The sequence below is a fragment of the Aeromicrobium sp. 9AM genome (assembly GCF_902506105.1).
Taxonomy (GTDB): Bacteria; Actinomycetota; Actinomycetes; order Propionibacteriales; family Nocardioidaceae; genus Aeromicrobium.
Map to the genome: position 1 here is coordinate 1,157,675 of NZ_LR733303.1, position 17,822 is coordinate 1,175,496.

General features: G+C 69.3%; 20 protein-coding genes and 1 riboswitch. Of the genes, 17 read left to right on the forward strand and 3 right to left on the reverse strand.

What is annotated here, in order from left to right; translation table 11 throughout:
* Window positions 1-71 precede the first annotated feature (71 nt).
* The 10 genes from pyrF to BOSE46_RS05905 all read left to right on the forward strand — a co-directional run bounded on the left by pyrF (window position 72) and on the right by BOSE46_RS05905 (window position 9,456).
* Window positions 72-887: an orotidine-5'-phosphate decarboxylase gene (pyrF, locus tag BOSE46_RS05860; protein ID WP_159539236.1), complete on the forward strand. Its 816-nt coding sequence runs from the start codon at window positions 72-74 to the stop codon at window positions 885-887.
* 35 nt (window positions 888-922) lie between these two features.
* Window positions 923-1,357, forward strand: a complete 435-nt coding sequence (locus tag BOSE46_RS05865) for a hypothetical protein (protein ID WP_159539238.1) — start codon at window positions 923-925, stop codon at window positions 1,355-1,357.
* Between the two features lie 30 nt (window positions 1,358-1,387).
* Complete coding sequence (gene mihF / locus BOSE46_RS05870; protein ID WP_056214275.1) at window positions 1,388-1,726, forward strand: integration host factor, actinobacterial type; 339 nt, start codon at window positions 1,388-1,390, stop codon at window positions 1,724-1,726.
* The gene (gene gmk / locus BOSE46_RS05875; protein WP_159539240.1) at window positions 1,719-2,321 is read left to right on the forward strand and encodes a guanylate kinase; all 603 of its coding nucleotides are present in this window, start codon (window positions 1,719-1,721) and stop codon (window positions 2,319-2,321) included. Before mihF ends, gmk begins: the two co-directional genes overlap by 8 nt.
* A 19-nt stretch (window positions 2,322-2,340) precedes the next feature.
* The gene (rpoZ, locus tag BOSE46_RS05880; RefSeq protein ID WP_159539242.1) at window positions 2,341-2,631 is read left to right on the forward strand and encodes a DNA-directed RNA polymerase subunit omega; all 291 of its coding nucleotides are present in this window, start codon (window positions 2,341-2,343) and stop codon (window positions 2,629-2,631) included.
* Between the two features lie 29 nt (window positions 2,632-2,660).
* Window positions 2,661-3,863 (forward strand): bifunctional phosphopantothenoylcysteine decarboxylase/phosphopantothenate--cysteine ligase CoaBC, encoded by a 1,203-nt coding sequence (coaBC, locus tag BOSE46_RS05885; RefSeq protein ID WP_159539244.1) that lies wholly within the window; start codon window positions 2,661-2,663, stop codon window positions 3,861-3,863.
* A 61-nt stretch (window positions 3,864-3,924) separates the two neighbouring features.
* Window positions 3,925-5,118, forward strand: a complete 1,194-nt coding sequence (gene metK, locus BOSE46_RS05890) for a methionine adenosyltransferase (protein ID WP_159539246.1) — start codon at window positions 3,925-3,927, stop codon at window positions 5,116-5,118.
* 98 nt (window positions 5,119-5,216) lie between these two features.
* Complete coding sequence (locus BOSE46_RS05895) at window positions 5,217-7,208, forward strand: primosomal protein N' (RefSeq protein ID WP_159539383.1); 1,992 nt, start codon at window positions 5,217-5,219, stop codon at window positions 7,206-7,208.
* A gap of 44 nt (window positions 7,209-7,252) precedes the next feature.
* The gene (fmt, locus tag BOSE46_RS05900) at window positions 7,253-8,176 is read left to right on the forward strand and encodes a methionyl-tRNA formyltransferase (protein WP_159539248.1); all 924 of its coding nucleotides are present in this window, start codon (window positions 7,253-7,255) and stop codon (window positions 8,174-8,176) included.
* Complete coding sequence (locus tag BOSE46_RS05905; RefSeq protein WP_159539250.1) at window positions 8,173-9,456, forward strand: RsmB/NOP family class I SAM-dependent RNA methyltransferase; 1,284 nt, start codon at window positions 8,173-8,175, stop codon at window positions 9,454-9,456. The genes fmt and BOSE46_RS05905 overlap by 4 nt, the downstream gene beginning before the upstream one ends.
* Here BOSE46_RS05905 and BOSE46_RS05910 read toward each other — a convergent pair.
* Window positions 9,442-10,854 carry an MFS transporter gene (locus tag BOSE46_RS05910; protein WP_159539252.1) on the reverse strand — a complete coding sequence of 471 codons (1,413 nt, stop codon included), beginning with the start codon at window positions 10,852-10,854 and terminating at the stop codon, window positions 9,442-9,444. The genes BOSE46_RS05905 and BOSE46_RS05910 overlap by 15 nt on opposite strands.
* A 111-nt stretch (window positions 10,855-10,965) precedes the next feature.
* Here BOSE46_RS05910 and BOSE46_RS05915 point away from each other — a divergent pair, with 111 nt between their 5' ends.
* From BOSE46_RS05915 to ribH, 6 genes are all read left to right on the forward strand, one after another.
* The gene (locus BOSE46_RS05915; RefSeq protein ID WP_159539254.1) at window positions 10,966-11,583 is read left to right on the forward strand and encodes a TetR/AcrR family transcriptional regulator; all 618 of its coding nucleotides are present in this window, start codon (window positions 10,966-10,968) and stop codon (window positions 11,581-11,583) included.
* A 31-nt stretch (window positions 11,584-11,614) separates the two neighbouring features.
* Window positions 11,615-12,277 (forward strand): ribulose-phosphate 3-epimerase, encoded by a 663-nt coding sequence (gene rpe, locus BOSE46_RS05920; RefSeq protein WP_159539256.1) that lies wholly within the window; start codon window positions 11,615-11,617, stop codon window positions 12,275-12,277.
* A 47-nt stretch (window positions 12,278-12,324) separates the two neighbouring features.
* Window positions 12,325-12,462, forward strand: a riboswitch (FMN riboswitch).
* An 88-nt stretch (window positions 12,463-12,550) separates the two neighbouring features.
* Window positions 12,551-13,588 (forward strand): bifunctional diaminohydroxyphosphoribosylaminopyrimidine deaminase/5-amino-6-(5-phosphoribosylamino)uracil reductase RibD, encoded by a 1,038-nt coding sequence (gene ribD / locus BOSE46_RS05925; RefSeq protein WP_159539258.1) that lies wholly within the window; start codon window positions 12,551-12,553, stop codon window positions 13,586-13,588.
* Entirely contained in the window at window positions 13,588-14,205 is a 618-nt protein-coding gene (locus BOSE46_RS05930; RefSeq protein ID WP_159539260.1) for a riboflavin synthase, read from the forward strand. Before ribD ends, BOSE46_RS05930 begins: the two co-directional genes overlap by 1 nt.
* The gene (locus BOSE46_RS05935; RefSeq protein ID WP_159539262.1) at window positions 14,202-15,434 is read left to right on the forward strand and encodes a bifunctional 3,4-dihydroxy-2-butanone-4-phosphate synthase/GTP cyclohydrolase II; all 1,233 of its coding nucleotides are present in this window, start codon (window positions 14,202-14,204) and stop codon (window positions 15,432-15,434) included. Before BOSE46_RS05930 ends, BOSE46_RS05935 begins: the two co-directional genes overlap by 4 nt.
* Window positions 15,431-15,901, forward strand: a complete 471-nt coding sequence (gene ribH / locus BOSE46_RS05940) for a 6,7-dimethyl-8-ribityllumazine synthase (protein WP_159539264.1) — start codon at window positions 15,431-15,433, stop codon at window positions 15,899-15,901. The genes BOSE46_RS05935 and ribH overlap by 4 nt, the downstream gene beginning before the upstream one ends.
* Window positions 15,902-15,941: 40 nt before the next feature.
* Here the strand turns inward: ribH and BOSE46_RS05945 are convergent, their stop codons facing one another.
* Both BOSE46_RS05945 and BOSE46_RS05950 read right to left on the reverse strand, forming a co-directional pair.
* On the reverse strand, window positions 15,942-16,538 hold the full coding sequence (locus BOSE46_RS05945; protein WP_159539265.1) for a dihydrofolate reductase family protein: 597 nt from the start codon (window positions 16,536-16,538) through the stop codon (window positions 15,942-15,944).
* Window positions 16,535-17,374, reverse strand: coding sequence for a metalloregulator ArsR/SmtB family transcription factor (locus tag BOSE46_RS05950; RefSeq protein WP_159539267.1), 840 nt, complete (start codon window positions 17,372-17,374; stop codon window positions 16,535-16,537). Before BOSE46_RS05950 ends, BOSE46_RS05945 begins: the two co-directional genes overlap by 4 nt.
* A 127-nt stretch (window positions 17,375-17,501) precedes the next feature.
* Here BOSE46_RS05950 and BOSE46_RS05955 point away from each other — a divergent pair, with 127 nt between their 5' ends.
* Window positions 17,502-17,765, forward strand: a complete 264-nt coding sequence (locus BOSE46_RS05955) for a phosphoribosyl-ATP diphosphatase (protein WP_159539269.1) — start codon at window positions 17,502-17,504, stop codon at window positions 17,763-17,765.
* Window positions 17,766-17,822: the final 57 nt, after the last annotated feature.

Genomic DNA, 17,822 nt, shown 5'->3' on the forward strand with positions numbered 1-17,822 from the left:
CAGCGAACGAATCATGTGGCAGCAATCATGCCGCGGCCGTCGTACCGTGCCCTTGTGACGAAGGTTGCGGCATGAGCTTTGGTTCGCGCGCCCGTGCGGCGATGGAGGCATACGGTCCGGCGTGTGTCGGCATCGACCCGCACGCCTCCCTGCTCGCCGAGTGGGGCCTGCCTGACAACGTCGAGGGACTCGACCGGTTCGCGTCGACCTGCGTCGAGGCGTTCGCCGGCAACGTGGCGTTCGTCAAGCCGCAGTCGGCGTTCTTCGAGCGCTTCGGCGCCCGCGGCGTCGTGGTCCTCGAGCGTACGATCCAGGACCTGCGCCACACCGGGTCGCTCGTGGTCCTCGACGTCAAGCGCGGTGACATCGGGTCGACCGCCGCGGCGTACGCCGATGCCTACCTCGACGAGGACGCCCCGATGGCGGCCGACGCGATCACCGTCAACCCGTTCCTCGGATTCGGCTCGTTGCAGCCGTTCTTCGACGTCGCGGCCAAGAACGACGCCGGCGTGTTCGTCCTCGCCCTGACCTCCAACAAGGAGGGTCCCGAGGTGCAGCACGCCGTCAACGGTGACCGCACGGTCGCCGGCGATGTCCTGGCCCAGCTGGCCGCGTTGAACGCCGACGCGTTCCCGATGGGTGCGTTCGGGGCAGTGGTCGGCGCCACGATCGGCGGCGCGGCCGAGAACCTGGCGATCAACGGCCCCTTGCTGGTGCCCGGGTTCGGTGCGCAGGGCGGCACGGTCGACGACATCCGCAGGATCTTCGGATCGGTCATCGACAACGTGATCCCGTCGACATCACGTGGCGTGCTGTCGGCCGGACCGGATGTCCAGGCGCTCCGCGATTCGGTCGCCCGCGTCAATGCCGAACTTGTAGGGTCATAGCGTTCAGGGTGGCCCGTTTCCCGAGGAGTACATGCATGAAGAGAACCGCCGCGATCCTGGTCACGACGATTGTCGGGATCGCGACGCTGTCGGGCTGCGGCGGTGGTGGTGATCCCTACTGCGATGCGGTCGAGAAGAACAAGAACACCCTCAACACGTTCGGCCAGAAGCGCACCGACGCGGCGTACGCCAAGTACGCCACCGTGTTCGGCTCGATCGGCAAGAAGGCGCCGGCGTCGATCAAGAAGGACTGGACGACGCTCTCCACGGTCACCACCGGCATCATCAACGCCCAGAAGAAGGCCGGCGTCAAGCTCGAGGACATGACCGACAGCGCCAAGGTCAAGAAGCTCTCCGCCGCGCAGCTCAAGGAGCTCAACACGGCCTACAAGACGTTCAACGACACGAAGGACGAGCGCAACGCCGTGGTCAAGAACGTCCTGCAGAAGTGCGACATCAAGCTCAAGTGATCCAATCGCTCAACAGATGAGGTGAGGCAAGTGGCACTCCCGATATTGACGCCGGAGCAGCGCAAGGCTGCACTCGAGAAGGCAGCGGCTGCCCGGCAGCTGCGCGCCGAGGTCAAGAACCGCCTCAAGAACTCGCGGGCGAGCCTGACCGAGGTGATCCAGGAGTCGCGCGCCAACGAGGTCATCGCCAAGCTGAAGGTCATCGACCTCCTGCAGTCGATGCCCGGCGTCGGCAAGGTGCGGGCCCAGGAGATCATGCAGCGCATCGGCATCGCCGACAGCCGCAGGCTCCGTGGCCTGGGCGCCAACCAGGTCAAGGCCCTGATCGCCGAGTTCGCTGATAGAACAGGCCGCTCTGGCCGTGCCTGACGGGTCATCGCAACCCGTCACACGTCCCTCACGGCTCGTCGTCCTCGCCGGTCCCACCGCGGTCGGCAAGGGCACGGTTGCGGCCTGCGTACGCCGCAGCCACCCGGAGATCTGGATCTCGGTGTCGGTCACGACGCGTCCCGCGAGGCCGGGTGAGGTCGACGGCGTCCACTACCACTTCATCACCGACGAGGAGTTCGATCGGCTCGTCGCCGAGGACGGTCTCCTCGAGTGGGCCGTGGTCCATCGGGCCGCCCGTTACGGCACGCCACGCGCACCCGTCGAGGAACGCCTGAACGCCGGCACCCCGGCCCTGCTGGAGATCGATCTGCAGGGCGCGCGTCAGGTCCGCGAGCGGATGCCGGGCGCGCTGATGTGCTTCCTCGCGCCACCCAGCTGGGAGGAGCTGGAACGACGCCTGGTCGGCCGGGGGACCGAGGGGCCCGAAGAGCGTGAGCGACGCCTGACCACAGCTCGTACGGAGCTGGCTGCCGAGCCGGAGTTCGACGTGACGATCGTCAACACCGATGTCGAGACCGCTTGCCAAGAATTGGTAGACTTGTTCAGATCCGGCACGAGCCGGGTGCATTCCTAATCTTTTTGTGAGGCTCTCTGTGTCCACGACACGCTCGACTGCCATCGGCATCACCAACCCGCCGCTGGACGATCTTCTGGAGAAGGCGGACAGCAAGTACAAGCTGGTCCTCTACTCCGCCAAGCGTGCGCGCCAGATCAACGCCTACTACTCGCAGCTCGGCGAGGGCCTGCTCGAGTACGTCGGACCGCTCCTCGAGACCGGTGTCCAGGAGAAGCCCCTGTCGATCGCGCTGCGTGAGATCAATGCCGATCTGCTGACCGTCGAGGACATCGACCCCGAGGCCGAAGCTGCGGCCGGCAAGGCCTGATCCATCCTCCGAGGTGAGGCGGTGACGACATGACCGAGGTTGTCCTTGGTGTGTCCGGTGGCATTGCGTCCTACAAGGCCGCGGAGCTGCTGCGCCTGTTCACCGAGTCGGGCCACAGCGTGCGCGTCGTCCCGACGGCCTCGTCGCTCAACTTCGTCGGCGCCGCGACGTGGGAGGCGCTGAGCGGCAAGCCCGTCCAGTCCGGCGTGTTCGAGCACGTCGACGAGGTCGCGCACGTCCGCATCGGGCAGGGCGCCGACCTCGTGCTCGTGGCGCCGGCAACGGCCAACATCCTGGCCAAGGCGGCGCACGGCCTGGCCGACGACCTGCTCACCAACACGCTGCTGACGGCCCACTGTCCCGTGATGTTTGCCCCGGCGATGCACACCGAGATGTGGAATCACCCCGCCACCCAGGCCAACGTCGCGTTGCTCCGGGAGCGGGGTGCCGTCGTCCTCGAGCCTGCCGTTGGCCGGCTGACCGGCGTCGACACCGGCAAGGGCAGGCTGCCCGAGCCCACCGAGATCTACGCCGCAGCGCTCCAGATCCTCGAGGGTCGACCCCAGGACCTCGCCGGCAAGCACGTCGTCGTCTCGGCCGGAGGCACCCGCGAGTACCTCGACCCGGTCCGCTACCTCGGCAACCGGTCATCAGGTCGACAGGGGTACGCGCTGGCCGAAGCGGCGGTGGCACGCGGTGCACGCGTCACGGTGGTCGCCGCCAACGTGTCGCTCCCGGATCCCGCCGGCGTCGAGCTCGTACGCGTCGTCAGCACCGAGGACCTGCGCCAGCAGATGCACCTCGCTGCGGCCGACGCGGATGCCGTCGTGATGGCGGCCGCCCCCGCCGACTTCCGGCCGGCCGAGTTCGTCGAGGCCAAGATCAAGAAGACCGCCGACGGTGTGGCGCCCGACATCCACCTCGTCGAGAATCCCGACATCCTGCTCGAGCTGGTCGCCGCACGGACGAGCAAGCACCCGGTGATCGTCGGTTTTGCAGCCGAGACCGGTGATGCCCGGGCGAGCGTCATCGAGCACGCGCGCGCCAAGCTCGCGCGCAAGGGCTGCGACCTGCTCGTCGTCAACGACGTCAGTGCCGGCAAGGTCTTCGGCCAGGACGACAGCGAGGCCGTCATCCTCGGCGCCGACGAGACGGTCGAAGAAATTCCGCACGGTCCCAAGATCCGGCTGGCGCACGCGATCTGGGATGCTGTGGTCCATCGCTTGGACTGACGAAACAACCAGTCATCTCGCTCGTTAGAATGCTGTACCGCCATCCAACACAGGAGAGAATGTGAGCCGCTTCTTCACGTCCGAGTCGGTGACCGAAGGTCACCCGGACAAGATCGCCGATCAGATCAGCGACAGCGTCCTCGACGCCTTGCTGGCGCAGGATCCCAAGAGCCGCGTTGCGTGTGAGACCTTCATCACCACCGGACTGATCGTCGTCGGTGGCGAGGTCACCACCGAGGCGTACGCCGACATCGCCAAGATCGCGCGTGACCGCGTGCTCGAGATCGGTTACGACTCGTCGGTCAAGGGCTTCGACGGCGCCTCCTGTGGTGTCCAGATCACCCTCGACGCGCAGTCGCCCGACATCGCCCAGGGCGTCAACACCGCGTTCGAGGGTCGCACCGAGGGCTCGGCCGACCCGCTCGACCTCCAGGGCGCCGGCGACCAGGGCCTGATGTTCGGCTTCGCGTGCGACGAGACCCCCGAGCTCATGCCGCTGCCGATCACCATCGCCCACCGGCTCGCCGAGCAGCTGACCGCCGTACGCAAGGACGGCACGCTGCCCTACCTGCGTCCTGATGGCAAGACACAGGTCACGGTCGAGTACGACGACAACGACAAGCCGGTCCGGGTCGACACCGTCGTCCTGTCGACGCAGCACGAGGACGGCATCGACCTCGACTCGCAGCTCACGGTCGACATCAAGAAGCACGTCGTCGACGTGATCCTCGCCGACTTCGACATCGACACCTCCGACTACCGCCTGCTGGTCAACCCGACCGGCAAGTTCGTCATCGGTGGCCCGATGGGTGACGTCGGCCTGACCGGCCGCAAGATCATCGTCGACACCTACGGCGGCTACGCCCGTCACGGTGGTGGCGCGTTCTCCGGCAAGGACCCGAGCAAGGTCGACCGCTCGGCCGCCTACGCGATGCGCTGGGTCGCCAAGAACATCGTCGCTGCCGGTCTCGCCACCAAGGTCGAGGTGCAGGTCGCCTACGCGATCGGCAAGGCCCACCCGGTCGGCTTCTATGTCGAGGCGTTCGGCACCGAGACCGTCCCGGTCGACAAGATCCGCGCTGCGGTGCTCGAGGTCTTCGACCTGCGCCCGGCCGCGATCATCCGCGACCTGGACCTGCTCAAGCCGATCTACGCGCAGACCGCTGCATACGGCCACTTCGGCCGCGAGCTGCCCGGCGTGGTCTGGGAGACGACGGACCGTGCCGAGGCCCTCAAGGCGCACGCCACCGCCTGAGCGTCACTGCTGATCAGAACAGCCCTCGCCTCGGCGGGGGCTGTTCTGCGTCCGCACGGTGCGGCGATGTGGGTGGCGGCTGATAGAACAGCACGGTGATGTCAGACGAGGGTCCCGAGCAGCTGGCTCTGGTTCCTCCGGCGCCCACGACTCGCGCGCGCAAGCCCGCGGCCAAGCCTGCGCCAGAGGCGGCCTCGATCCGGCCGGTGGCCAGGGTCGTCGTCGACAGCGGCCTGGCCCACCTCGACCGGCTCTTCGACTATCTCGTGCCGGCGACGCTCGACGCCAGGACCGTCGTGGGCTGTCGCGTCAAGGTGCGGTTCGCGGGACGACTGGTCGACGGGTTCGTGGTCGAGCGGGTCGACAAGACCGACCACGACGGTCGCCTCGCGTTCCTGGCCAAGGTCGTCTCGTCCGAGCCTGTGCTGCACCCCGAGGTGCTGGCGCTGGCCCGCGCCGTGGCCGACCGATACGCCGGCACCCTCGGCGACGTCCTGCGGCTGGCGATCCCGCCGCGACACGCGAGGGCTGAGGCGGCACGAGTGACCCGGCCCGACACCGCGCTGCCGGTCGGCAGTGCCGCGGGCTGGCAGACGTACGCTCACGGGCTCGGCTTCGTCGCGGCGCTGCGTGCGGGGGAGCGGCCGCGGGCCTGGTGGAGTGCGCTCCCGGGTCAGGACCCGGCCCGGCTGGTCGCCGAGGCGGTGCTCGCGACGCTCGGCTCCGGCCGCGGCTCGATCGTGTGCGTGCCCGACATCCGCGATGTCGCACGCTGGGACGCGGTGTTCACCGAGGTGCTCGGCGAGGACCGCCACGTCGCGCTGACCGCTGCCGAGGAGCCGGCCGACCGCTATCGTGCGTTCCTTGCCGCGTCCCGTGGTGACGTGCAGGTCGTGCTCGGCACCCGCGCGGCAGCATTCGCACCGGTCAGCGATCTCGGCCTCGTCGCGATGTGGGACGACGGCGACGACCTGTTCGCCGAGCCGCGCTCGCCCTACCCGCACGCGCGCGAGGTGCTCCTGCTGCGCGCCACCAACCAGGAGACGGCCCTCCTGATCGGCGGCCACGCGCGTACGGCCGAGGGCCAGTCGTTGATCGACAGCGGCTGGTGCGTCGAGCTGACTGCCGACCAGCGTGAGCGTCGCCGCGCCTGGCCTCGACTCACGGTCACCGACGGGTCCACGGCGGGCGCAGCCCCCGTTCGCCTCCCGCAGGAGGCCTTCCGCGCGATCCGGGCCGCCAAGGGCCCGGTCCTGGTGCAGGTCCCGCGGCGCGGCTATCGCGAGTCGCTGTCCTGCCAGACGTGTCGCCAACCCGCCCGCTGCACCGAGTGCCAGGGCCCGCTCGGCCAGCCGTCGGCCTCGGCTCCGATCGCGTGTCGCTGGTGCGGGCGGGCGGCCTCCCCGTGGGCCTGCCCGCACTGCCAGGGCACCGAGCTGCGTTCACCGGTCGTCGGAGCGCTCCGCACCGCCGAGGAGTTCGCCCGCGCGTTCCCCGACCTCGAGGTCGTGACCTCCGGTGGTCAGACGATCCTCGACCACGTCGAGCCCGGCCGGCGCCTCGTCCTCGCGACGCCCGGTGCCGAACCACACGTTGCCGGCGGCTACGACGTCGTGATCCTGCTCGACACCTGGCTCATGCTGGCGCGCGAGGACGTGCGCGTCGAGGAGGAGTCGCATCGACGGTGGTTCAACGCGCTGGCGCTGGCCGGACCGGGCGCCACGGCAGTCGCGGTCGGTGACGCCCACACGCTGCAGGCCCTCGTGCGCGCCGACCCCGCCGGATTCGCCGCACGAGAGCTGGCGAGCCGCGCCGAGACACATCTCCCGCCGACCGCGCGACTCGCGACGGTCGCTGGTCCTGACGAAGTGCTGGCAGAGCTCAGCGCGCGCACCTGGACGCCCCGCACCGAGCTGCTCGGGCCCGTGCCGGTCGATCCGCGGTCGCCTGAGGCGGGGGAACGGCTCATCCTGCGCGCACCACGTCGTGAGGGCGCCGCCCTCGCAGCGGCCCTGGCGGCGCTGGCGGCCGAACGCAGTGCCGCCAAGCAGGCGGGCCTGCGCATCCAGGTCGATCCGCTGTCGCTCTGACCGCGGCCACGGGCCGCACAGCGCTGCCGCCTAGACTCGACGCCGTGAGAGTCGTCTTTGCTGGTACGCCCGAGACCGCCCTCCCGTCCCTCGAAGCGCTCGTCGCGAGCCGGCACGATGTCGCTGCGGTGATCACCCGTCCCGACGCTCCGGCGGGCCGCGGCCGTACGCTCAGGCCGTCTCCCGTCGCGGAGGCCGCTGCCGCCCACGGCATCGAGGTGCTCAAGCCTGCGAAGCCGGCCGACCCCGACTTCATGGACCGGCTGCGACAGATCGCTCCGGACTGCATCCCGATCGTCGCCTATGGAGCCCTGATCCGACGAGAAGCGCTGGACATCCCGCAGTTCGGCTGGATCAACCTGCACTTCTCGGTGCTTCCGGCGTGGCGCGGAGCCGCTCCCGTGCAGCGCGCGATCATGGCCGGCGACGAGGTCACCGGAGCCACGGTGTTCAGCCTCGTCGAAGAGCTCGACGCCGGACCCGTCCTCGGCTCGATCACGGAGCGGATCCGCGAGGAGGACACGAGCGCGGAGCTGCTCGCCCGCCTGGCCGACTGGGGCAGCAAGCTGCTCGTCGACGTCGTCGACCACATCGAGGACGGCGACATCGCCGCGGTGCCGCAGCCCGAGGACAACATCTCGTACGCGCCCAAGCTGACGACCGAGGAGGCGCGCGTCGACTGGAACCGTCCTGCGTTCGCCATCGACCGGCACATCCGGGGCTGCACGCCCGCGCCAGGTGCGTGGACGCTCCTCGAGGGCGAGCGCGTCAAGATCGGCCCGGCCACGATCGCGGACGACCGCACGCTCGTGCCCGGTCAGCTGTCGATCGGCAAGCAGGAGGTCCGGGTCGGCACGACCACCACGGATCTCGTGCTCGGCGAGGTGCAGGCGTTCGGCAAGAAGCGCATGGCTGCCGCCGACTGGGCCCGCGGAACCACGTTCCCAGACGATCCGGCTTTCGCATGACTGACCCGTCCAGAGCTGTCGCATTCCACGTGCTCCGAGCCGTCGCCGAGCGTGATGCCTACGTCAACCTGGTCCTGCCGGCGATGCTCGCCGAGCACCAGATCGAGGGCCGTGACGCGGCCTTCGCCACCGAGCTCGTCCACGGCACCATCCGCCGGCAGGGCACGTACGACGTGATCATCGGACAAGTGGCGAGCAAGGGACTGGCCTCGATCGACCCGCCGGTGCTCGACGCCCTGAGGCTCGGCACGCACCAGCTGCTCAACATGCGCGTCCCGGCGCACGCAGCGGTGTCGGAGACGGTCGACCTCGTACGGCGCGAGATCGGGCACAAGCCCGTGCACTTCGCGAACGCCCTGCTCCGCAAGATCGGCCAGAAGGACCTCGATGGCTGGCTCACCGTCGTGACCGAGGGCCTCGAGGGCGACGCAGCTCGTGCCGTACGCACGTCGCACCCGCTGTGGATCGTGACGGCCCTGCGCGAGGCGCTGGGCGGCCACGCGGCACAGATCGACAAGCTTCTGGCCGCTGACAACGCGCCGCCTCGCGTCACGCTCGTGGCCCGTCCGGGGCTCTGCGATCCCGACGCGCTGCCTGGCACGCCCGGCAACCTCTCGCCGTACGCCCGCATCCTCGACGAGGGTGGCGACCCAGGCGCGATACCCCAGGTGCGCGACGGTCGGGCCGGCGTGCAGGACGAGGGCTCGCAGATGGTGGCGATCACGCTCGCCGAGGCTGAGCTCGACGGTGAGGACACGCGTTGGCTCGACCTCTGCGCAGGCCCGGGTGGCAAGGCCGCCCTGCTCGGTGCGTTGGCCAGGCAGCGCGGGGCAGGGCTGGTTGCCAACGAGGTGCTCGAGCATCGGGCCGAGCTGGTCCGCCAAGGCGTACGCCTGCTCGACAACGTGGACGTCACGACGGCTGACGGTCGCAGCGGCCCGTGGGAGCCCGGGACGTTCGACCGGATCCTGGTCGACGCCCCGTGCACGGGACTCGGCGCACTCCGCCGCAGGCCAGAGTCGCGCTGGCGGCGTTCCGAGGCCGACCTCGACGACCTTGTGCCGCTGCAGGAGGCTCTGCTCACGCGAGCACTCGAGCTCGTACGACCCGGGGGAGTCGTGGCCTACGCGACCTGCTCACCGCACGTGCGCGAGACGCGCGGCGTGGTCGACGCTGTCACGGCAGGACGCGACGACGTCGATGTGGAGACCACCCACCAGTGGTGGCCCCACATCGACGGCACCGATGCGATGTTCTGCGCGGTCCTACGCCGGCGCTGACACCGGGACGGCCGCCCTGCGAGGCGACCGCATCACGACCATCGAGATGAGGAACGCCGTCACGGCGAAGGCCATCGCGGTCAGGAACGCGGCTTCGGCTCCCGGCACGACCTCACCGGGCTCGGCGCCCGACGCGTAGACCGAGACGATCACCGCGAGGCCCACGGCCCCGCCGAGCTGTTGCATCGTCTGGAGCAGGCCAGAGGCGGCACCCGCGTGCTCTGGCTCGACATCCGCGAGGATCGCGACGGTCGTCGGCATGAAGGCCAGGCCCGCCGACGCCCCGCTCAGCAGCATGGGGCCGAGGATCGCGGTGACATACTCGCTGCTCGTGCTGATCTGGCTCAGCCACAAGAAGCTGATGGCCATGCCGACCGTGCCGATCGCGATCAGCCGCTGTGGGCCGAAGCGACCCACGAGACGCGCCGAGATCCGCGAGACGGCGAAGATCGCGAGTGTCAGGGGCAGGAACGCGAACCCGGACGCGAGTGGACCGAAGCCCAGCACCCGCTGGTCGTACTGCACCAGGAGGAAGAACATCGGGAACTGCGAGCCGACGAGCAGGGACATGACGACCAGTGCGCTGGCGCGACGCCGGTTGCGCAGCAGCCCGAGCCGAAGGAGTGGGTGCGGGGCCTTCCGCTCGGTGCGCACGAAGATCACCAGCAGCGCGGCCGCGAGGGCGAAGCCGCCGATCGTGCCGACCGAGTCCCACCCATGGTCGGGCGCGTTGATGAAGGCATAGACAGCGGCGACAGAGCCCAGCGTCGCCGTCGCCGCGCCGATGACGTCGAACCGGCCGGGACGACGTGCCGTCTCGTCCACGAAACGGCGGACGAGCGCGAGCACCCCGATGCCGATCGGCACGTTGATCACGAGTGTCCAGCGCCACGAGCCGAGGTCCGTGAGTGCGCCGCCGAGGATCAGGCCGATGGAGCCGCCAGCCGACGAGACTGCGGTGAACAGGGCAAGCGCGCGATTGCGCGACGCGGCGTCCGGTGTCGACGTCGTGAGCAGCGCCAGGACGCTGGGTGCGGCGATCGCGGCACCGACGCCCTGCAGGACGCGTGCGGTCACGAGCAGCTCGGGCGTCGGCGCGAGCCCACCCGCGAGCGAAGCGGCCGTGAACAGGCCGAGGCCGAGCTCGAACACCCGGAGGCGCCCGAAGACGTCGCCAAGACGGCCGCCGAGCAGCAGCAAGCCGCCGAAGGCCAACGTGTAGCCGTTCAGGACCCAGGAGAGACCGGCGGGCGAGAAGTCGAGGTCTGACTGGATGCGGGGGAGTGCGACGTTCACGACGGTGACGTCGAGCACCAGCATGAGCTGGGCGACCAGCACGATCGCGATGCCGTACGAAGCGCGGCGACCGGTGTCGGGTGGAGTTGTGAGGGTGGTCATGGTCGGCTCCCTTCCAGGAGAGCGGCGATGTCGTACACTTGAACGGAGAAGGGCTCCGGTTCTTCGACGACTATACGGAGGATGTCTCCGGTTAGCAAGGGAGGTTCGGCGATGGTGCCTGTCACGCCTGCCGAGACCGCGACCGCCGACGAGGGCGTCAAGCCGCTCCGTGCCGATGCGCAGCGCAACTACGACAAGCTCGTGGCGGCCGCGCGCGAGGTGTTCGCCGAACGTGGCGCCGAGGGGTCGCTCGACGAGATCGCCAAGCGGGCCGGCGTCGGACCGGGCACGCTCTACCGCCACTTCCCGACCCGTGACGACCTGATCGACGCCCTCATGCGCGACTGGTCAGCACGGGTTCTCGCCGACAGCGAGGCAGCGGTCGAGGCCGACCTCCCGGCACGCGAGACGCTCGAGCGGTGGTTCACCGACCTCATCAAGCACCTGACACTGCATCGCGGCGCCGCAGCCAAGCTCAGTGCCGCTTTCGACGATCCGTCGTCGCCGATCTATCGCAAGTGCCAGATGCTCGCCGACGCCAACGAGCGCGTGGTCGGTCACCTGACCGACACGCACGAGCTCCGCGACAACATTGAGTCGCGTCAGGTCATGCGCCTGGTCAGCGGCATCGCGACCGTCGCAGATGCATCAGGCATCTCCACTGAAGAGGCCGCTCCGATGCTCGGCATCGTGATCGACGGCATCCTGCGCGACTCCGCCACCTCCTGATCGGCCCGCGTCACACCACTACGCTGGCGGCATGGGCATCCAGATCACCCCGAGCATGCTGGCGTCGGACTTCGCGAACCTCGAGGACGAGGCGGCTCGCATCTCGAGTGCCGACTGGTTGCACATGGACGTCATGGACAACCACTTCGTCCCCAACCTGACGCTCGGCGCCCCGGTCATCGAGGCGCTGGCCAAGGTCGCCGCCCAGCCGATCGATGCGCACCTGATGATCGAGGACCCCGACCGCTGGGCGCCAACGTACGTCGAGGCCGGCGCGGGCAGCGTCACGTTCCACGTCGAGGCGGCCAAGGCGCCCGTTCGGCTCGCCCGTGAGATCCGCGCCAAGGGCGCACGTGCGTCGATGGCGCTCAAGCCGGCCACCCCGATCGAGCCCTACGAGGACCTGCTGCCCGAGCTCGACATGGTGCTCATCATGACGGTCGAGCCGGGCTTCGGCGGGCAGAAGTTCCTCGACATCTGCCTGCCGAAGATCGAGCGCACCCGCGCGCTGATCGACAAGCACGGCGGGGACATCTGGCTGCAGGTCGACGGGGGAGTATCGCTCGAGACCATCGAGCGCTGCGCTGACGCCGGCGCCGACACGTTCGTCGCCGGCTCGGCGGTCTTCAGTGCCGACGACCCCGATGCCATGGTGGCCGAGCTGCGGTCACATGCCGGACGTCACACGCACTGACTGGAACGCGGCGGCTAGACTTGAGCACAACGAGCAGCACTTTTGCTCGCGTGCTCCGGGGTCGGTGTAATTCCGAGCCGGCGGTGACAGTCCGCGACCCGCGGTCCCATCCTCGTGATGAGACTTCGGTTGAGCCGGTGAAATTCCGGCACCGACGGTGAAAGTCCGGAAGGGAGGAGCATGAGTCGCGGCGCTGTGCGCCACGGCCGGTCGGTGACACATCGTCGCCGATGACCCCGGGTGGCGTGAGCGCATCACGACCCGGAGGAATGCATGGCAACCGACACCGAGATCAGCGCGATGCACCGCGCGCTCGACGCGGCACGCGCGGTCAGGCGTACGCTCCCCAATCCACGCGTCGGTTGCGTCCTGCTGGCTGCTGACGGCAGTGAGATCGCGGTCGGCGTGCATCACGGTGCGGGCACCCCGCACGCCGAGATCGACGCGCTGACGCAGGCCGGAGAGGCCGCTCGAGGCGCAACCGCCGTCGTGACGCTGGAGCCGTGCAACCACACCGGTCGCACCGGGCCGTGCGCCCAGGCGCTGATCGACGCCGGAGTCGCCCGCGTCGTGTTCGGCCAGATCGACCCCGATCGTTCGGCTGCCGGCGGCACCAAGACGCTCCGGGGAGCGGGCATCGAGGTGGAGCCCGGCGTCATGGCCGAGGAAGCCACCGACCTCAACGTCGAGTGGACGTTCGCCGTCACCTCCGGACGCCCGTACGTCACCTGGAAGTACGCCGCAACGCTCGACGGCCTGAGCGCCGCCCCCGATGGCACCAGCAAGTGGATCACGAGCGACGAGGCACGCCGTGACGTGCAGAAGTTCCGTGCCGAGTCCGACGCGATCGTGGCGGGAACCGGCGCTGTCCTCGCCGACGACCCGCGGCTGTCGGTGCGTGACGAGAAGGACATCCCGCTCCCGTACGACCAGCAGCCGCTGCGCGTCGTCGTGGGCGAGACCAAGATCCCCAACTACTACCGGGTGTTCGACCGCGTGGCGCCGACGCTCTTGGTCCAGTCCCGAGATCCGGAAGTCGTGCTGCAGAAGCTCATCGACAACCAGATCCGGCACATCTGGCTCGAGGGCGGGCCCCGGCTCGCCGGCGCATTCTGGAACGCCGGCGTGATCGACCGGGTCATCGGCTACATCGCCCCGGCGATGCTCGGCTCCGGACGGGCCGCGCTCGAGGGCGAGGCGACGACCCTGGCCGACCTGCGGCCGATCGACCTGCACGACCTGACGATGGTCGGCCCCGACATCCGCATCATCGGGACGCCCGGCCGCATGCAACGAGAGGACTTCGACTGATGTTCACCGGACTCATCGAGGAGAAGGGCACGATCACCGCGGTCAAGGACCTGGGCGACTCCGTACGCCTGACGGTCCGCGGCCCGCTGGTGGTCTCCGACGCCCAGCACGGCGACTCGATCGCGGTCAGCGGCGTGTGCCTGACCGTCATGGAGCAGGACACCGACTCGTTCGCGGCCGACGTCATGAAGGAGTCGCTCGACAAGACGTCGCTCGGCGACCTGCGGGTCGGCGACGAGGTCAACCTCGAGCGCGCGACCAGGGCCGGCGCGCGGCTCGGCGGGCACATCGTCCAGGGACACGTCGACGGCACCGGCCGGATCCTCGACCGTACGCCGAGCGAGCACTGGGAAGTCGTCCGCATCGCGCTGCCGCCCGATCTGGCGAAGTACCTGGTAGCCAAGGGCTCGGTCACGGTCGACGGGACGTCGCTGACAGTCGTCGAGGTCGTGGACGCAGACGAGCCGTGGTTCTCGGTGTCGCTGATTCCCACGACGCTGGCCGAGACGACGCTCGGCACCAAGGGCCCGGGGGACCGGGTCAACCTCGAGGTCGACATCCTCGCGAAGTACGTCGAGCGCCTGCTGGGCGCCCGCGCAGAAGGGCACGTGGCATGACCGAACATGAGAACGTACGACTCGACAGCATCGAGCGGGCGATCGCGGACTTCCGCGACGGCAAGGCCATCGTCGTGGTCGACGACGAGGACCGCGAGAACGAGGGCGACATCATCTTCGCCGCGAGCAAGGCGACCCCCGAGCTCATGGCCTTCCTGGTGCGATACTCCAGCGGCCTCATCTGCGCTCCGATCACCGGCGACATCCTCGATCGCCTCGCGATCCCGCTGATGACCCCGCACAACCGCGAGAAGATGCGCACGGCGTACACGATCTCGATCGACGCGCGTGACGGCATCACGACCGGCATCTCCGCGGCCGACCGCGCACGTACGTGCCGCGTGCTCGCCGACTCGGCCACCGAGCCGTTCGAGCTCAACCAGCCGGGCCACATCATCCCGTTGCGGGCCAAGGACGGCGGCGTGCTCGAACGTGCCGGCCACACTGAGGCCGCAGTCGACTTCGCCCGCCTGGCCGGACTCACGCCCGCCGGCGTCATCGGCGAGGTGCTCAACGACGACGGCACGCTGATGCGGGCACCCGAGCTGCGGGAGTTCGCCGACGAGCACGGCATCGCCCTGGTGTCGATCGAGGACCTGCAGGTCTATCGGCGCCTCCACGAGTCGCAGGTCAAGCGGCTCGCGACGACCCGGCTCCCGACGGAGTTCGGCGAGTTCACGGCGCACGGCTTCCGCGACATGATCGAGGGTTCGGAGCACATCGCCCTGGTCTACGGCGATCCCGGCACCGAGGACGTCCTGACCCGCATCCACTCCGAGTGCCTCACGGGCGATGTCTTCGGGTCGCGGCGCTGCGACTGCGGGCCGCAGCTCGAGCTCTCGATGACCGAGATCACGACGGCAGGCGCGGGCATCGTCGTCTACCTCCGCGGTCACGAGGGTCGCGGCATCGGCCTGCTGCACAAGCTGCAGGCGTACGCCCTGCAGGACTCCGGCGCCGACACGATCGACGCCAACCTGCAGCTCGGGTTCGGTGAGGACGAGCGTGACTACGCCGCCGGCGCGCAGATCCTGCGTGACCTCGGCGTCACGTCCGCGCGGCTGCTGACCAACAACCCGGACAAGACCATCGCCCTCGAGGCGTACGGGGTCAAGATCAGCGAGCGGCTGCCGCTGCGGATCGCGCCCAACGAGGACAGCCTGCGCTACCTGCAGACCAAGGCGGAGCGCATGGGACACGACCTTCCCGGACTGGAGGACCTGGCATGAGCGGTCAAGGAGCACCAACCTTGTTCGTCGACGGGACGGGCGCGCGTGTCGCGATCGTCGCGTCGTGCTGGCACACCGAGATCATGGACGGCCTGATCGCCGGGGCGCAGCGCGCGCTCGAGGACGCCAAGGTCGAGGACGTCCTGCTCGTCCGCGCACCGGGCTCGTTCGAGCTGCCGATCCTCTGCCAGGCGTACGCCCGGCACGGCTACGACGCGGTCATCGCCCTCGGCGTGATCATCCGCGGCGGCACCCCGCACTTCGAGTACGTCTCGGCGGCGGCCACCGACGGCCTCAACCGGGTCGCCCTCGACACCGGAGTGCCGATCGGCTTCGGCCTGCTGACGTGCGACGACGAAGCGCAGGCGCTCGATCGCGCGGGCCTGCCCGACAGTCGCGAGGACAAGGGCCGCGAGGCCGTCGAGGCCGCCCTGTCCACCTGGAACGTCCTGCGCACGCTCGCCTGACGACGAGCGCGCGCAGGACGATCCACGCGGTTGGGGCTGTTCAGGCGCGCACCCGGTCGTAGGCCAGGGACAGCACTCCGTCGCCGTTCGCGGTGCTGGCGAGGTCCCACGATCCGGCAGGCAGTCCTTCGTCGAACAGGCGCGCTCCGCCACCCAGGATCTCGGGGAAGATCATCAACGAGAGCCGGTCGACCCGGTCCGCGGCGAGCAGTGCCTTGATGACGCTGGCGCTCGCGAAGACCACGATGTCACCGCCCTCCTCGGCCTTGAGCCGGTCGACGACGTCCTCGGCGGGCTCATTGAACACCCGGGTGTTGTCCCAGGGTGCCTCGCCGAGCGTGCTGGACAGGACGACCTTCTCGGCATCACGCAGCCAGGCGGCGTAGCCGCGATCGCGCGGGTCCGCGTCAGCCTGGTCGGCGACGGACGGCCAGAAGCCCATGAACCCCTCCGCGTTGTTGCGACCCAGCAGGGCGGTCGTCGCCGGTTCCCAAAGGCCGGTCAGATGGTCCCGCGCGACGTCGGTGATCGCGTGCGGCATCACAAATCCCATGTCCTGCGGGCCGGCGGGGCCGTGGTAGAAGCCGTCGATGCTGAGGCTGATGTTGACGACGACGCGGCGTCCGTTGGTGGTCATGACGTTTCCTCACTGTTGTTGGTGTCTGCTGCGACGGTCGTCGCGAGCTTGTCGAGGCTTTGGTCCCAGCCGAGCTGGATGCCCGCGATGAACTCCGCGGACGGGATGGTGCTGTCGCTGATGCGCAGCCGAACCTCGAGATCGGTCGCCTCGCCCGCGTCGGCGAGCGAGTACGTGTAGTGCGCCGTGAAGGCGGTCGTGCCGTCCGGCAGCACCGGAGCGAGCCGGAACGAGAGTCGTTCGTCCTCGGTCGCGGCTTCGATGACGCCCTCGGCGCGACCGATCACACCGTCGACGCCCGAGTGGTCGTCGGCGTCGGCGTACTCCTGCACGACCCGGTCGCCGGGGCGGGCGCTGAACTCGATGAGCGCAAGGCGCAGATCGGCCGGCGCCCACCACGCGGGGAGGAGGTCGCGGTTCGTCAGGTGCTGCCAGACGATGTGCCGGGGTGCGGCAAGGCTGCGGCGGAAGACGTACTCGCGGTCATCGGCCCAGCGCTCGTCGCCTGCCGCGGTGGACTCGCTCTCGACGCCTGCTGCGTACTGGTCGAAGGCGTCGCGGTTCGCCTGGTTGGCCTCGGCAAGGTCTGCGACTCGGACCAGCTCGGCGATGACGGCCTGGAGCGCCTCGGTCTCCAGCGCGTAGATGCGGCGCTGGCCGGAACGGCGTGACACCGCGAGTCCGGAGCGCTCGAGCGTCTGCAGGTGCTTGGTCGCCTGCGGCTGACGAAGACCCATGAGGTCGGCCACGACGCCGACCGAACGCGGCCGCTCGGCGAGCAGCCCGATGATCTGCCGGCGGGAGCTGTCGGCCAGTGCCGCCCATGTGGTGTCCATGGCCAGAAGTATTCTCTGACAAGAATATGCCTGTCAAGGAATATGACGAACTTTCTGGATTGCCTCCCGTCTCGCGCCCGTGATGCTGCGGACCGTGCGCTGGGGAGCGCGGATAGACTGCTCCGCGATGAAGACCTTCGATGAACTCTTCGCCGAGCTGTCCGACAAGGCAGCCAGCCGCCCTGAGGGCTCGCGCACCGTCGCCGAGCTCGACGCCGGCGTGCACGCGATCGGCAAGAAGCTCGTCGAGGAGGCGGCCGAGTCATGGATGGCGGCAGAGCACGAAGGTGCCGAGCGGACAGCAGAAGAGCTCAGCCAGCTCATCTACCACGCCCAGGTCATGATGATCGCCAGCGGCATCACGCTCGACGACGTCTACGCGCATCTGTGACGGATCGGCCCTTCGGCGCCCATCCGTGCCTCCCCATACCGTCACAGAACTCCTGAG

Excerpts from the sequence above, each read along its gene's own strand:
- pyrF (WP_159539236.1), top strand. The coding sequence starts at position 72 with ATGAGCTTTGGTTCGCGCGCCCGTGCGGCGATGGAGGCATACGGTCCG.
- BOSE46_RS05865 (WP_159539238.1), top strand. The coding sequence starts at position 923 with ATGAAGAGAACCGCCGCGATCCTGGTCACGACGATTGTCGGGATCGCG.
- coaBC (WP_159539244.1), top strand. The coding sequence starts at position 2,661 with ATGACCGAGGTTGTCCTTGGTGTGTCCGGTGGCATTGCGTCCTACAAG.
- BOSE46_RS05895 (WP_159539383.1), top strand. The coding sequence starts at position 5,217 with ATGTCAGACGAGGGTCCCGAGCAGCTGGCTCTGGTTCCTCCGGCGCCC.
- BOSE46_RS05905 (WP_159539250.1), top strand. The coding sequence starts at position 8,173 with ATGACTGACCCGTCCAGAGCTGTCGCATTCCACGTGCTCCGAGCCGTC.
- BOSE46_RS05910 (WP_159539252.1), bottom strand. The coding sequence starts at position 10,854 with ATGACCACCCTCACAACTCCACCCGACACCGGTCGCCGCGCTTCGTAC.
- BOSE46_RS05915 (WP_159539254.1), top strand. The coding sequence starts at position 10,966 with ATGGTGCCTGTCACGCCTGCCGAGACCGCGACCGCCGACGAGGGCGTC.
- rpe (WP_159539256.1), top strand. The coding sequence starts at position 11,615 with ATGGGCATCCAGATCACCCCGAGCATGCTGGCGTCGGACTTCGCGAAC.
- ribD (WP_159539258.1), top strand. The coding sequence starts at position 12,551 with ATGGCAACCGACACCGAGATCAGCGCGATGCACCGCGCGCTCGACGCG.
- BOSE46_RS05930 (WP_159539260.1), top strand. The coding sequence starts at position 13,588 with ATGTTCACCGGACTCATCGAGGAGAAGGGCACGATCACCGCGGTCAAG.
- BOSE46_RS05935 (WP_159539262.1), top strand. The coding sequence starts at position 14,202 with ATGACCGAACATGAGAACGTACGACTCGACAGCATCGAGCGGGCGATC.
- ribH (WP_159539264.1), top strand. The coding sequence starts at position 15,431 with ATGAGCGGTCAAGGAGCACCAACCTTGTTCGTCGACGGGACGGGCGCG.
- BOSE46_RS05945 (WP_159539265.1), bottom strand. The coding sequence starts at position 16,538 with ATGACCACCAACGGACGCCGCGTCGTCGTCAACATCAGCCTCAGCATC.
- BOSE46_RS05950 (WP_159539267.1), bottom strand. The coding sequence starts at position 17,374 with ATGGACACCACATGGGCGGCACTGGCCGACAGCTCCCGCCGGCAGATC.
- BOSE46_RS05955 (WP_159539269.1), top strand. The coding sequence starts at position 17,502 with ATGAAGACCTTCGATGAACTCTTCGCCGAGCTGTCCGACAAGGCAGCC.